We start from the raw sequence: 13,589 nt of genomic DNA, 5'->3' as shown, positions 1-13,589 counted from the left end.
TGGGCAACCGGGGCAAGGTCAGCAAAACTTGGGAATTAACTGCGCTTCAGATGCGTTAGATGCGGGAAGCGCGTAGCAGCAGACCTAGCCCGGTAGAGCGGGCTAGTAGTAGGAGGGATAGCAGGGTCTGTGCGGCGAACATGGGCGTAATAGGATCACAAACGGCAGGGCCAGTCAAGCGGCGTTTGCTCGTGTGCCTGCTTGCGAGGCATCGGCGCTTGCCCCTGTCGCTGTCATTGGCCGGCAGTGTTGCCGAGCGGCCGGGCGGCCAGGTCCTTCAGCGCCGACCAGCAGTTGTTGTAACCCATGCGCAGGATCATCAGGCCGATCACACCGGCCGCGACGTGATCGAGCATCGGCAGGCCGGCCATGCTGCCGAGAATGCCCATCATGGCAACCAGCGCCGATACCGCGTCGAGTCTGGCGTGCCAGGCACTGGCAAGCAGAACGCCAGAATGTGTTCGTTGAGCCACCGACCGCATATAGCGGAACAGCGCTTCCTTGGCGAACATGACGAAGACCGCGACCACCAGCGCGCTCGCACGCACGCTGGTGCTAACAGTGAGAATCGTGGCGGGTCCGATGCTATGCCACAGCATCTCGCCGGCGGTGCCGATCAGCAGCACGCCGATGACTAGCGTCGCGAGCGATGCATGGAAGCCGCCGTCGCTGTTGGGAGCACGCCGGCCGGAGGCCGCAGCCGCGCCGAGAAACAGCACGGCGATGACGACGCCGTCGGCGGCGAGATCGCTGAGCGTATGGATACCGTCAGCCACCAGGCCGTCGGAATGCGCGAACAGGCCAATGACAATCTGCATGGCCATCAGCACGGCGTTCAACACCGCACTCATATAAGCGGCCTTGAAGGAACTGCCGCGTGACTGTCGGGGACGCTCTGACGGCGATGTCATTGGGAGGACGGTTTCGAGTGATTTCGAGTAGTGCAAGCAAACTAACCGTCCAACGTTGCGGGGATGTGACAGGTGGGGCGCGGTGGCAGGCTTCTGCCTGGCTTACGTCCACGCCATTGATCACGCTCAGGAAGCGTCCTGGCGCCGCGAGCCTCCGCCGACGCTCTGCCCCGCGTTGTGTTCCAGCTGCCAGTAACCCCACACCGATGCGAGCGTCACCAATCCGGCGCAGAGAAAGGCGATGCGGAAGTCATCGAGCGTAAAAACATGCCCTGAGGTCTCGCCGTTGAACACGGCGGCACCGCGCAACGCCACCGCGCCGAAGGCAATGCCCAGGCCGATGGTCATTTGCGCCGCCGCGCTCCACAGCGTGCTGGCCGCGCTCATCTGCGGCTGGGCGACGTCTGCGTAGGCGAGGGTGGCGAGCGTCGTGAACTGCATCGAGCGCGCCACGCCATATCCGAATATCACGATCAGCACCCAGGCGAGCGGCGCCTGTGGCGTCAGCAGGCCGCAGGCGATAATGAAGACGCCGGCTGCGGCGACGTCGACGATCGACACCATCCGGAAGCCATAGCGCTGCAGGATGCGCGTGGTCAACGCCTTCATACCCAGGTTGCCGAGCGCGCTCGCCAGCAGCAATAGCCCCGACTTGAACGCGGACAGACCGAAGCCGATCTGGAACAGCAGCGGCATCAGATACGGCACAGCGCCGATGCCGATACGTGTGAACGAACCGGTTATCACCGTCACCGAGAAAGTGGGAATCCTGAGCGTCGAGACGTCGATCAGCGGATGCGGATGGCGCTGTGCATGCCGGAATGCCACGAACCCGATCACCAGACCCGCTGCCACGAGGGCGCCTGCTATCCACGGATTTTCGCCGGGCTGGCTGGCGAGTTCGGCGCCGTACAGGATCGAAGTAAGGGTGGCGCCGCTCAGCAGCAGGCCGACGAGATCGAGCGGGCGGCGCTCGCTGCCTTTCAGGTTGGGCACCAGTGCGACCACTGCCGCCATCACCGCGATGCCGAACGGCACGTTCAGCAGAAAGATCCAGCGCCAGTTCGCGTAGGTGGTGATGAAGCCGCCGATCGGCGGCCCGACCACCGGCGCGACGATCGCCGGCCACGTAATGGTCGAGATGGCCTGCATCAGGCGGCTTTTCTCGGTGCTGCGCACCACGATCAGCCGGCCGACCGGGACCATCATCGCGCCGCCCATCCCTTGCAACAGACGCGCGGCGGTGAATTCCGTCACGTTTTGCGACATCCCGCACAACACCGACGCGACCGTAAACACGCCGATCGCGCTAAAGAAGACCGTGCGCGAGCCGCACCGATCGGCAACCCAGCCGCTTACCGGGATGAAAATCGCCAGCGCCAGCATGTAGGCCGTCATGCCGAGGCTGAGGCTGTTCGGACCCACGCCGAACGAACGCGCCATCTGCGGCAGGGCGGTGGCGATCACCGTGGTGTCCAGATACTCCATGAAGAAGGTCGCCGCGACGATATAGGGCAACCAGCCGATGAAGCCGGGGCGTTTCTGGGTGTCGGTCATCGCGGTCCGTTTGCGAGGAAAAAGTGGAAAAGTAGAAGTATTGCCGAAGACGGCCAAAGCCGGCATCCGGGGCCGGGATTTCTCCTGGAAGGAGAAATAGTCAAATCCAATGATGACGATTTAAACAATCAACTTTTTCTATTAAGTGGATCCAGACATACTGTCATCACTTTCTCAACCACGTACCAAAAGAGGACGCATCAGATGCCGATCATCAACAGCCAGATCAAACCTTTCAAGGCAACCGCTTACCACAATGGCGACTTCCAGACCGTTACCGACGAAACCCTGAAGGGCAAGTGGTCGGTCGTCGTGTTCTACCCGGCTGACTTCACGTTTGTTTGCCCGACCGAACTGGGCGACCTGGCCGATCGTTATGCCGAATTCCAGAAGCTCGGCGTCGAGATCTACAGCGTGTCGACCGATACGCACTTTACCCACAAGGCATGGCACGACACGTCGGACACGATCCAGAAGATCAAGTATCCGATGATCGCCGATCCGACACTGGCCATCTCGCGCAACTTCGACGTGCTGATCGAAGAAGAAGGCCTGGCGCTGCGCGGCACCTTCGTGATCAACCCGGAAGGCGAGATCAAGCTGTGCGAAATCCACGACAACGGCATTGGCCGTGATGCCGGCGAGCTGCTGCGCAAGGTGCAGGCTGCGCAATACATTGCAGCGCATCCGGGTGAAGTGTGCCCCGCCAAGTGGACGCCGGGCGCTGAAACGCTGACCCCGTCGCTCGACCTGGTCGGCAAGATCTAAGCGCTCCCGCTTGGCTCAGCCTCATCGCAGTACACGCCACTCGCTGGCGTTTCTCCGTGCGGACCGTATCACGCGCAATGCAGCTTCATGTGCATACGGCCCGCACGGCTCCTCGCCACGCAATGTGGGTGGCGCCCGGAGCCCAACCCTCGTCACGGAATTCGAATAGCCATGCTGGATGCCAATCTCAAGACTCAGTTGAAATCGTACCTGGAAAAGGTCAGCCGGCCGATCGAGATCGTGGCCTCGCTCGACGACAGCGCCAAATCGCAGGAACTGCTCGCACTGCTGAACGACATCGCGACGCTGTCGGCGCGCGTCAGCGTGATCGAGCGACGCGGCGACGCGGAGCGCAAGCCTTCGTTCTCGATCGGCGAGCCGGGTAAGGACACGGGCATCCGCTTTGCCGGCATCCCGATGGGACATGAATTTACGTCGCTGGTGCTGGCGCTGCTGCAGGTGGGCGGCCACCCGGTCAAGCTCGACGACGCGGTGATCGAACAGATCCGCGAACTCGACGGCGACTATCAGTTTGAAACGTATTTTTCGCTGACCTGCCAGAACTGCCCGGAAGTCGTGCAGGCGCTGAACGTGATGGCGCTGATCAACCCGCGCATCCGCCACGTGGCGATTGACGGCGGGGTGTTCCCGAACGAAGTGGAAGCACGCCAGATCATGGCCGTGCCGACGATGTTCCTGAACGGCGAAGTGTTCGGCCAGGGTCGTAGCGGCGTAAAGGAAATTCTCGCCAAACTCGATACCGGCGCAGGTGCGCGTGCGGCCAAGGAACTGGCGAAGAAGCCGGTGTTCGATGTGCTGATCGTCGGTGGCGGCCCCGCGGGCGCTGCGGCGGCGATTTACTCGGCACGCAAGGGCATCAAGACGGGCGTGGTTGCGGAACGCTTCGGCGGCCAGGTGCTCGACACGCTCGCGATTGAAAATTTCGTCTCCGTTCAGGAGACCGAAGGACCGAAGTTTGCCACGGCGCTCGAACAGCACGTGAAGAGCTATGAAGTGGACATCATGGACGTGCAGCGTGCTGAAGCACTGGTTCCGGGCCGCATCAACGAAGTGCGTCTGGCGAGCGGCGCGGTGCTGAAGGCGAAGACGATCGTGCTCGCCACCGGTGCGCGCTGGCGCGAAATCAACGTGCCGGGCGAGCGCGAATATCGCAATCATGGCGTGGCTTACTGCCCGCACTGCGATGGCCCGCTGTTCAAGGGCAAGCGCGTCGCGGTGATCGGCGGCGGCAACTCGGGCGTGGAAGCGGCAATCGATCTGGCCGGCCTCGTGCGCGAAGTCACGCTGATCGAATTCGGCGCGCAACTGCGGGCTGATGAAGTGCTGCAACGCAAGCTGCGCAGCCTCGCTAACGTGACGATCGTGACGCAGGCGCAGACCACCGAGATCACCGGCGACGGCAAGAAGGTCAACGGGCTCGTCTACAAGGATCTGCGCTCGGGTGAAGCGAAGCAGGTCGAGCTGGAAGGCGTGTTCGTACAGATCGGTCTCGTGCCGAACACCGAATGGTTGAAGGGCACAGTCGAACTGTCGAAGCATGGCGAGATCGTCGTCGATGCGCGCGGCGCGACGTCGGTGCCGGGCGTGTTCGCGGCTGGCGACGTGACGACGGTGCCGTTCAAACAGATCGTCATCGCCGTGGGCGAGGGCGCGAAAGCATCGCTCTCCGCCTTCGATCACCTGATTCGCAATAGCGCGGATGACGAAGCGGAAGTCGAGGACGCTGCGGCGCTTGCGGAGGCCTAAGTTTTCTTCGTGAGCGGCAGGCGGTCCTGATTGGACTGACGAAAGCCAGCTGCCAGTTGTTGCCTTGCAATGAAGCCCGCCTTTGTGCGGGCTTCATTGTTTTCGGTTCCCGCATCGAAGCCGGTGGCGCTTGAGCTCCTTCGGGGCATCTATACACCCGTTTCATTCACACGATTGACGCAGGCCCTCACGGGCGCGGCCCGCGCTGCTTTGTTTGGAGCTCGCCGCCTGGATTCAATTCTTGGCGAAGTGGCTCGTCTCACCATATAAATCTGTGAATCGGAGCAGACCTTTCGCGGCAGCCAACCGTGCGCATTTCAACGCGTCCGAGTGGGCTTAAGGACGAAGGGCAACATAAAAGGAGACAGAGATGGCCTCTTCGCAAACGGCGCCCGCGCGTTGGGTCGACGGCAAGCGCTACCTTTGGCTGCTCGGTGCGCTGACCATCACGTTGCCGCTGCACGCGGCCACTCTTGCGCTGCTCACGGGCTGGCATATCTTCTGGTGGTTTGGTCCGATCTTTGTGTTCGGCATTATCCCGGTGCTCGACTACGCGATCGGCGACGACCCCAGCAATCCGCCTGAGGAAGTGGCGCCCGTGCTCGAGCGCGAGCGCTATTACCGGCGCATCGTCTACCTCGCGACCTTCATCGAATACGTCTCGTTCTTCGGCGCAGTGTGGATCGTCGGAACCCATGTGCTCGCCTGGTACGACTACCTGGGGTTTGCGCTCTCGCTCGGTTCGGCGACCGGCGCATCGATCAATACTGCTCACGAACTCGGTCACAAGACCGACCACTTCGAGCGCTGGCTGGCGAAGGTCACGCTGGCGCCAGTCGCCTATGGACACTTCTTCGTCGAACACAACCGCGGCCATCACGTGCGGGTGGCGACGCCGCCCGATCCCGCCAGCGCACGCTATGGCGAGTCCTTCTGGGCGTTCCTGCCGCGCACGGTGTTCGGCAGCATCGCATCGGCGTGGCGGCTCGAAAAAGAGCGGCTCACGCGCAGCGATCATTCGCCGTGGAGCTGGCGCAACGAGGTATTGCATGCATGGGCGATGACCGTGGTGCTATGGGGTGCGATGATTGTTCTATTCGGCAAGGTCGTGATTCCGTTCCTGCTGATCCAGGCAATATACGGCGCCTCGCTGCTCGAAGTGGTCAATTATCTCGAGCACTATGGATTAGGCCGCAAGCAGTTGCCGAACGGCAAATACGAACGCTGCCGCCCTGAGCATTCATGGAACAGCAATCGCGTCGTCACCAACCTGTTTCTTTACCAATTGCAACGCCATGCGGATCATCACGCCAATCCGACGCGCTCGTTTCAGGCACTGCGTCACTTCGAAGGTGCGCCGCAATTACCGTCCGGTTACGCGACGATGATCATGGTGGCTTATGTGCCGCCGCTGTGGTTCCGCGTGATGAATCCGCGTGTGGTCGCGCATTATCGCGGCAATATGGAGCACTCCAATATCAAGCCCGCAATACGCGAACGCGTGCTGGCAGAATTTTCCGGAGCGGTTACGAGTTGATGTTTGATTCGCCATTCGCGAACATCAAACGTTTGCGCCATAAAGGCCATATTTACCGATAAAAAAAAGAGACCAAAGCCGCACAAGGCCTGGACGCGATCGATAAATTTATCGCTTAAGAAATTCGCTGCGCTGCCGAAAACAGAGCTATTAACCGGGTGGAACATTTCCCCGTGCGGCGGGGAATCCGGGTTCAAGCAAACCAGGGATGCGCCGTTACCTGCACTCGGCGCAGGTCAATCAGGTTTGCACCAATCAAGAACATAGAATCTCTCCGGAGAGGCGCAGCCACGCGCGCCTGCTCCGGTGCGGATTATCGAGAGGGGCACCGCTACGCTGAACGAACTGGTCCGGCGTGGAAGTGCAGCAGTTTAAATCCGCGTTTGAAACGGAGAGGCCATGTTTGTTGCGATCGGATGGGTATTGGTGTTGGGGTCGGTGATCGGTAGTTTTATCGGCGTAGGAGGACATCTTCCTGCCCTGGTTCAACCATTCGAACTCCTGTGTATTTTCGGTGCGGCGATAGGGGCGTTTGTCGTCAGCAATCCGGTCACGACGCTGAGAAAGACGCTCAAGAGTTTGCCTACCTGCTTCAAGGGCGGCGGTTATACGAAAGAGAAATATCTCGAACTGATCGCGCTGCTGTTTGAACTGCTCCAGAAGGCACGCAAGGAAGGCATGATGTCCCTCGAGGCGGATGTCGAGGCGCCCGAACAAAGTGCGCTGTTCCAGAAGTATTCGCATGTTCTGCAGGACCATCATCTGCTCGACTTTATCGTCGACTATCTGCGCATGATGTCGAGCGGCAACGTGAACGCGCTCGAAATGCAGGACCTGATGGACGAGGAACTGGAGACGCATCACGCGGAGGCCTCCGTCGCGGCCAATGCGATCCAGAAGATGGCCGATGGGCTGCCGGCGTTCGGGATTGTCGCCGCGGTGATGGGCGTGGTGCATACGATGGGCTCGGTGGGAGCCGCACCCGCGGTGCTTGGCGAGATGATCGCCGGTGCGCTGGTGGGCACTTTCCTTGGCATTCTGCTCGCGTACGGATTCATCGGGCCGCTCGCCGACCTGCTCAACGCGAAGGGTCGCGCCGCCGCCAAACCGTTTCAGTGCGTCAAGGCCGTGCTGCTCGCCTCGATGAGCGGCTACGCGCCGCCCGTTGCGGTGGAGTTCGGCCGCAAGGTGCTGTTTACCGCGGACCGGCCGAGCTTCAAGGAGCTCGAAGACGCGGTGCGCGCCACCAAAATGCCGAAGGCGGCCTGACCAGGATGAGGGAGACGAGTCATGGCTGAGAACCGGTCGGGCGGTAGCGCGGGGGAAGCGTCGGCGCCCATCGTGGTGCGGCGTCTGCGCAAGGGTGCGGCACACGAGGCCCATCATGGTGGTGCATGGAAGATCGCCTATGCCGACTTCGTGACGGCCATGATGGCGTTTTTTCTGCTGATGTGGCTGCTGGGCTCGACCTCGCAGTACGACAAAGAGGGCATCGAGGATTACTTCAACACGCCGCTTTCCACCTTGCTGGGCGGCAAGGAAGGCACCGGTGCGGCGCGGCCGAGCGTGGTGCAAGGCGGCGGACGCGACGCCTCGGACAGCCGGCCGGGCGTGGCGCACAAGAGTCAGGTCCAGCCCGCCCCGCCTACGGTCAGCCCGCCCGCCATGCAGATGGATGCGCAGCGGCTTGCGCAGCTCAAGGCGAAAATCGGTGCGTTGATCGAGCAGACGCCATCGTTGCGCGCCTACAAGGAGCAGATTCGTCTGTCGATCACCGACGAAGGTTTGCGTATCGAGATCGTCGATTCGCTGAAGCGGCCGATGTTCGCCTCGGGTAGTTCGAAACTGGAGGACTACGCGCTGACGATCCTGCAGCAGATCGGCGCGTCGCTCAACGATGTGGACAATCGCGTGTCGATTGCCGGCCATACAGACGCCGTGCCTTACTCGGGCGGCACCGCCGGCTATTCGAACTGGGAGCTTTCCAGCGACCGCGCCAACGCCGCAAGGCGCGCGCTGGTGGCAGGGGGCTTAAGGGAGGACAAACTGTTGCAGGTGCGCGGACTGGCTGACGTGTTGCCGTTGGACAGAAACGTCGCCGACGAACCGACCAACCGCCGCATCAGCATTCTCGTGTTGAACAACGCTGCGGTGCAGGCGTTTTTCCGCGACGGTGGCCGCACCACGGTCGACGAAGCAGCGGCCGCGAGCGGGGTGTTGCCCGCAGCGCTGACAAAGGAACAAACCGGCAAGATCAGCGCGCCGTAATGCGTCTAAAACCCAGGGCGGCGATGCGAGATCGCCACCCTGGCTGTTTATGCTTCGTGTGCTGCCGACGCTTCCTGCTGCTGCGCAAACTCATCCGCCTGAGCGGCGCAAACCGCCTCTGCGAAGCGCTGCAACGAAAGCAGCGATCCACTCACGCTGTGATAGGTTTCACGGCCAATCCGAGCATCGAGCAGAATCTGCAAACCCGCTGCTCTGGCAATTTTCATGATATCCACGGCCGATCCTTTATCAAGCGGCGTGCAGACTGCATCCCCGTATCGATCAACTCTTCCCGTCAGGCGGCGGCATATTGACACGATCAGGCCCACGTACTGGACGTAGCTTCATGGAAGCCACAGAGCCATCGTAGTTCAGTCAAATATGCCGCCATGACGGGAACAGCAGGTAATAACGGATGCAATTCGTGCGTTCGCCGCGCGGCGCTCAGGACCAGAGTTCCGACATCTCGATGTTACGCAGATCGAACACCAGTACTTCGGCGTCGTGACCCTGTGAGAACGTCAGAACCTGTTCATTGCGGACCCGTGCACCGTCGCCTTCACCGAGCGTCTGACCGTTCACGTCGACGCTGCCGCGCGCCACGTGGACATACGCATACCGGTCAGCCGCCAGTTCCAGCCGGGCGCTCTCGTCGCCGTCGAACAGTCCGGCATAAACGCGCGTGTCCTGCTGCACCACCAGTGACTCCTTCGCGCCATCCGGCGAGATCACGAGGCGCAGCGCCCCGCGCTTTTCCGCTTCGCCGAAACGGCTCTGCTGATAACGCGGCGGCGTGCCCTTGAGCGCCGGTGCAATCCAGATCTGCAGGAAGTGCACAGAGTCGTTACGCGAGTGGTTGTACTCGCTATGGGCGACGCCCGTGCCCGCGCTCATCAACTGGATGTCGCCGGGAACGATCACCGAGCCGGTACCCATCGTGTCCTTGTGTTCCAGCGCACCCTCCAGCACGTACGAGAAGATTTCCATGTCGCGGTGCGGATGCGTGCCGAAGCCTTTCGACGGCGCGACGCGGTCGTCGTTGATCACCAGCAGATCCGAAAAGCCGTTCTGCTTCGGGTCGTGATAGTTGGCAAAGGAAAACGTATGACGCGAACTAAGCCAGCCGTGCTCCGCGCGGCCGCGTTGATTGGCGTGTCTGATGTCGAGCATGTTCTTTCTCCTTGATGTGCGATCCGGCGAGGGTTGTCGTCCGTGATCCATGTAGAGCAGTTTACGTCAATCAATGTGCTTATAATCGTGACGTAATCAGAAACACTGTCTCGACATGGTTGACAATGGGGCGGTAGGCGACACCACAGACGGGCGACCATGATCAACACCCAGGAGCGAGCCAATGCAACTCGATGACATGCGGATTTTCGTCGCCACGGTTGACGCGCACAACTTCACTACCGCAGCCAACCGGCTGTCGCTGTCGAAGCAGTTCGTCAGTCGCCGCGTCATGGCGCTCGAAGAGGCACTCGGCGTGCGGCTCCTGATCCGCAACACGCGCAAGCTTGCCGTCACCGAACTCGGCCAGGAGTTCTACGAGCGGGCCAAACGCATTCTCGGTGAGGTGCAAGAAGCCGAGCAGGCCATGTCGCTGCGGCGGGCGTCACCTCATGGGCTGCTGCGGGTGAGTGCGCCGATGTCGTTCGGCATGGTCCATCTGTCGCCGCTGGTAGCGATGTTCCTGAAGAAACATTCAGACGTGCGCTTCGACATGGAGTTGAGCGATCGCACCGTCGATGTGGTGGGCGAGGGGTTCGACATGGCGATCCGCATCGGCACGCTGGCCGATTCGACGCTGATCGCGCAAAAGCTCGCGGAAGTCCGGATGGTGGTCTGCTGCAGCCCGCACTACCTGCGCCGGCGCGGTACGCCCGCCGCGCCGGCCGAGCTCGAGCGGCATGCCTGTCTTCTGTATGGACACGGCGGCCCAGCGAGCTGGGAGTTCGTGCTGGACGGCGCACACAAGGCCGTGGAGGTGCACGGACCGCTGCGTGCCAACAACGGTGAATTGATCCGCGATGCGGCGCTTGCGGGGCTCGGCATTGCGCGCCTGCCGGATTTCATCGTCTCCGCCGCGCTTAAGGCCGGTCAGCTCGTCCCCGTACTGGAGCCGTTTCTGCCGCGTGCAACCGCGCTTTTTGCAGTCTATCCGCAGCATCGGCAAAGCTCGATTACGATCCAGTCATTCACCGCATTTCTGCGCGAGCAACTGGCGAAGACTTTGACTCACTGAGGAAGTGACGCAAATCGACGGGCTCGACCGCTCGACGTTTCGATCAGGCCCGGATATTGCACTCGTCGAGCCTTGCAGATATTGGCAGGATGGGGCCAGAAGTCGTCGCAGCCGGCAAGTTCGGCCAGCGGCGACATCAAATGCCGCCATCGGCCAACTCATATGTACCAGCCGCTGAAAGAATTACATGCCCAAGCATGGCTGCGTGGCAATCGATACAGCCTCGCGGGATCTGGAAAGCGGCCGGTCAATTCATTCGCGACCAGCGCGATCGGAGGATGGGTGTCGAACGGACATATAACGCGGGCGGCCCGGAGCCGTTCCAACAAAAAAGCGGCCGCAACGCCATGGTTGGTTGCTGCCACTGTCGCCGGCATGAGCGTGATCGCGACGCCAGCCAAAGCTCAAACGCCGGCGCCTTTGCAGGAATGGCAATATTCGGCGGGGGTGCCGCTGGAAAAATTGATGGAACCGGAAATTCCCACGTGGCAAGCGGCGGTCGGTATCGCCGGCGCCTTCCAGCCGCGCTATGACGGCGCCGATCGATATCACTTCGAGGGCGGCCCGAGCATCGACATCCGCTATAGCGATCTGTATTTTGCTTCGACCGGCGAAGGCTTCGGCGCCAATGTGGCACAAGGCCAGAACTGGCGGATCAGCCTTGCGGTTGCCTATGACCTGGGACGGCGCGGTCAGGACGATGACGAGCATCTGCACGGCCTTGGCAACATCAACCCCGCCCCGGAACTGAAACTGGCTGGCGACTACGTCATATCGAAGAGTTTTCCGATGGTGCTGCGCGCCGATATCCGGCGCAGCTTCGGCGGGTCGAATGGCTGGATCGGCGACGTCGGCGCTTATATGCCGCTGCCCGGCAGTTCGAAGACGTTCTTCTGGTTTGCAGGGCCGAGTCTGACCTTCGCCGATTCCAAATACATGAACGCCTGGTTCGGCATCGACCAGCAGCAGGCCGCCGAATCCCAGTACTCGTACTATCACGCGAGTGCGGGTCTGAAGTCGGCGGGTTTCGGCGTCAGTGCGATCTGGTTCTTCCAGAAGCACTGGTTTGCGGCGTGCGACTTTGCGCTGGAGCAACTGGTCGGCAGCGCGGCGCATAGTCCTGTCACTCAGCGCTCGTCGAACGGGGTGCTGGATCTGTCGATCAATTACCAGTTCTGAGCGAGCTTGCTGCGCGCGCGGGCTCCGGCTTGAGCCCTCGCGCGGCCTGCAGTCGCTCGCGAACCGGTTGCTACAACGCACCCGGCTCGACCCAACTCCGGCCGCGGTCCTAGCAGACGGTGGTCGGCGCTTCGGCGACCGCTTCTTTCCGGCCCGCTCTCATCAGACCTTCCACCATGCGGGCTTCGGCGCGTGCGATCGTTTCGAGCGAAGCGGCGGACAGTTGCGCATCGAGAATCGACAGCGCCGCGCACACGCGCAGGTACTCGTCCTCGCCCAATGCCCAGTCGCCTTGCTGATGCTCTGCGGCGTCGAGTTGCACCATCGCGCCGTGTGCGCTCTCGATGTACTCGAGACCTTGCGGCTCGAGTCCCAGACGGCAAAGCTCTTCGGACACCAGAAAATGCCGGCCGAGCGTCATAAACAGATCCCGTGAGCCGTGACCGCGTTTGAACGCATCGAGGGCGGTGTAGCACTGCAGGAGCATTGCCTGCGTGACCGGCTCGTGCGCGGCCCGGCTAAACGTGAGGGCGCGCAGCAGCGGCGACATGGCAGGCTGGTTGCGTTTGCGGCTTTGCGATTTGTTCGGCATGACGGTTTTAACCTCGTTCTGTAACGCTCGGTTCGCCAGAGAAGCTTCTTGCAGACGGCGCACCGGCGGGACAATTCGCATCCTTGTAGGTGCGTCGTGTCAGCATCATCGCAAGCAACAATTAAGATAGCCTTAAATTTTGAGACGCTTGACTGGGGCAGTTGTGTCAAGGTGTGACGCGGCCGAAAAAAAAGCCCTGTCCCACGGGGGACAGGGCCGGACAGGATGGAAGAGTCGCACAGGCGCGTGGATGCTTGCCGACGTGGTTCCCATCAAAACAACGCTGTTGCACTTCAAACTGCTTGAGACGTGGTCCTTCGGTCCTTTACCTTCTTTTGCTGCAAACCCCTGTTGCTTTCATTGCATCTGATGCGAGAGCGCTTCGTCGATGCGCTACTGCGGTGCTGCTCTGCTACCGGTATTGCAACTGCGTGATGCTGGAGCGTGCTACGACTACGTACTGCGTACAAGCAACTGCCGTTTCTACTGCAACCTGCCAGACTGCTCTAAGAACTACTCTACGTGCTGCTCTACGTGCTGCTCTACAGGTACGGTCAAAACAACGCGGGGGGAAGACCGCGTATGGACTCAGTGATTCGTCGTGCCCATGGAAAACAGTGTAAAGGCGATGCAGTAAATGCGATCCGGCGAAACGAGGGGAATTGGCGGCGCATTTCATTGAATTGCGGGCAACCGGACGTCTGGTCGAGTCAAAAAGCCTGCAATTCCGGCGCGGCAGAGGAATCGCACCAGGGTTGAAGCGGA

General features: G+C 61.2%; 12 protein-coding genes. 7 read left to right on the top strand and 5 right to left on the bottom strand.

Annotation, left to right across the window (positions count from 1 at the left end):
- Positions 1 to 233 precede the first annotated feature (233 nt).
- Positions 234 to 851 (bottom strand): cation diffusion facilitator family transporter, encoded by a 618-nt coding sequence (locus BUS06_RS33140; RefSeq protein ID WP_254369033.1) that lies wholly within the window; start codon positions 849 to 851, stop codon positions 234 to 236.
- Between the two features lie 186 nt (positions 852 to 1,037).
- Entirely contained in the window at positions 1,038 to 2,468 is a 1,431-nt protein-coding gene (locus tag BUS06_RS33135; RefSeq protein ID WP_074269456.1) for an MFS transporter, read from the bottom strand.
- A gap of 204 nt (positions 2,469 to 2,672) precedes the next feature.
- Here BUS06_RS33135 and ahpC point away from each other — a divergent pair, with 204 nt between their 5' ends.
- The 5 genes from ahpC (at position 2,673) to motB (ending at position 8,808) form a co-directional block, all read left to right on the top strand.
- Positions 2,673 to 3,236 carry an alkyl hydroperoxide reductase subunit C gene (gene ahpC, locus BUS06_RS33130; protein ID WP_074268498.1) on the top strand — a complete coding sequence of 188 codons (564 nt, stop codon included), beginning with the start codon at positions 2,673 to 2,675 and terminating at the stop codon, positions 3,234 to 3,236.
- Positions 3,237 to 3,407: 171 nt separating this feature from the next.
- Positions 3,408 to 5,003, top strand: a complete 1,596-nt coding sequence (gene ahpF / locus BUS06_RS33125; RefSeq protein ID WP_074268497.1) for an alkyl hydroperoxide reductase subunit F — start codon at positions 3,408 to 3,410, stop codon at positions 5,001 to 5,003.
- 370 nt (positions 5,004 to 5,373) lie between these two features.
- On the top strand, positions 5,374 to 6,540 hold the full coding sequence (locus BUS06_RS33120; RefSeq protein WP_074268496.1) for an alkane 1-monooxygenase: 1,167 nt from the start codon (positions 5,374 to 5,376) through the stop codon (positions 6,538 to 6,540).
- 399 nt (positions 6,541 to 6,939) lie between these two features.
- The gene (gene motA, locus BUS06_RS33115; RefSeq protein WP_074268495.1) at positions 6,940 to 7,809 is read left to right on the top strand and encodes a flagellar motor stator protein MotA; all 870 of its coding nucleotides are present in this window, start codon (positions 6,940 to 6,942) and stop codon (positions 7,807 to 7,809) included.
- Positions 7,810 to 7,830: 21 nt separating this feature from the next.
- Positions 7,831 to 8,808, top strand: coding sequence for a flagellar motor protein MotB (gene motB / locus BUS06_RS33110; RefSeq protein ID WP_074268494.1), 978 nt, complete (start codon positions 7,831 to 7,833; stop codon positions 8,806 to 8,808).
- Positions 8,809 to 8,855: 47 nt separating this feature from the next.
- On the opposite strand, the gene BUS06_RS33105 is transcribed toward motB, so the two are convergent.
- Positions 8,856 to 9,035 carry a hypothetical protein gene (locus tag BUS06_RS33105; RefSeq protein ID WP_367946975.1) on the bottom strand — a complete coding sequence of 60 codons (180 nt, stop codon included), beginning with the start codon at positions 9,033 to 9,035 and terminating at the stop codon, positions 8,856 to 8,858.
- Between the two features lie 217 nt (positions 9,036 to 9,252).
- Positions 9,253 to 9,978 (bottom strand): pirin family protein, encoded by a 726-nt coding sequence (locus tag BUS06_RS33100; RefSeq protein WP_074268492.1) that lies wholly within the window; start codon positions 9,976 to 9,978, stop codon positions 9,253 to 9,255.
- A 184-nt stretch (positions 9,979 to 10,162) separates the two neighbouring features.
- Here BUS06_RS33100 and BUS06_RS33095 point away from each other — a divergent pair, with 184 nt between their 5' ends.
- Together BUS06_RS33095 and BUS06_RS33090 are read left to right on the top strand one after the other, a co-directional pair.
- A complete protein-coding gene (locus BUS06_RS33095; RefSeq protein WP_074268491.1) occupies positions 10,163 to 11,053 on the top strand; it encodes a LysR family transcriptional regulator in 891 nt (296 codons plus the stop codon).
- Positions 11,054 to 11,428: 375 nt separating this feature from the next.
- The gene (locus BUS06_RS33090; RefSeq protein ID WP_074269455.1) at positions 11,429 to 12,232 is read left to right on the top strand and encodes a MipA/OmpV family protein; all 804 of its coding nucleotides are present in this window, start codon (positions 11,429 to 11,431) and stop codon (positions 12,230 to 12,232) included.
- A 109-nt stretch (positions 12,233 to 12,341) separates the two neighbouring features.
- Here the strand turns inward: BUS06_RS33090 and BUS06_RS33085 are convergent, their stop codons facing one another.
- Positions 12,342 to 12,824, bottom strand: a complete 483-nt coding sequence (locus BUS06_RS33085; RefSeq protein ID WP_074268490.1) for a hypothetical protein — start codon at positions 12,822 to 12,824, stop codon at positions 12,342 to 12,344.
- Positions 12,825 to 13,589: the final 765 nt, after the last annotated feature.

This window comes from Paraburkholderia phenazinium (assembly GCF_900141745.1).
Taxonomy (GTDB): domain Bacteria; phylum Pseudomonadota; class Gammaproteobacteria; order Burkholderiales; family Burkholderiaceae; genus Paraburkholderia; species Paraburkholderia phenazinium_B.
Note: the sequence above shows the minus strand (reverse complement) of the source record. Positions and strands in the feature narration are given on the sequence as shown.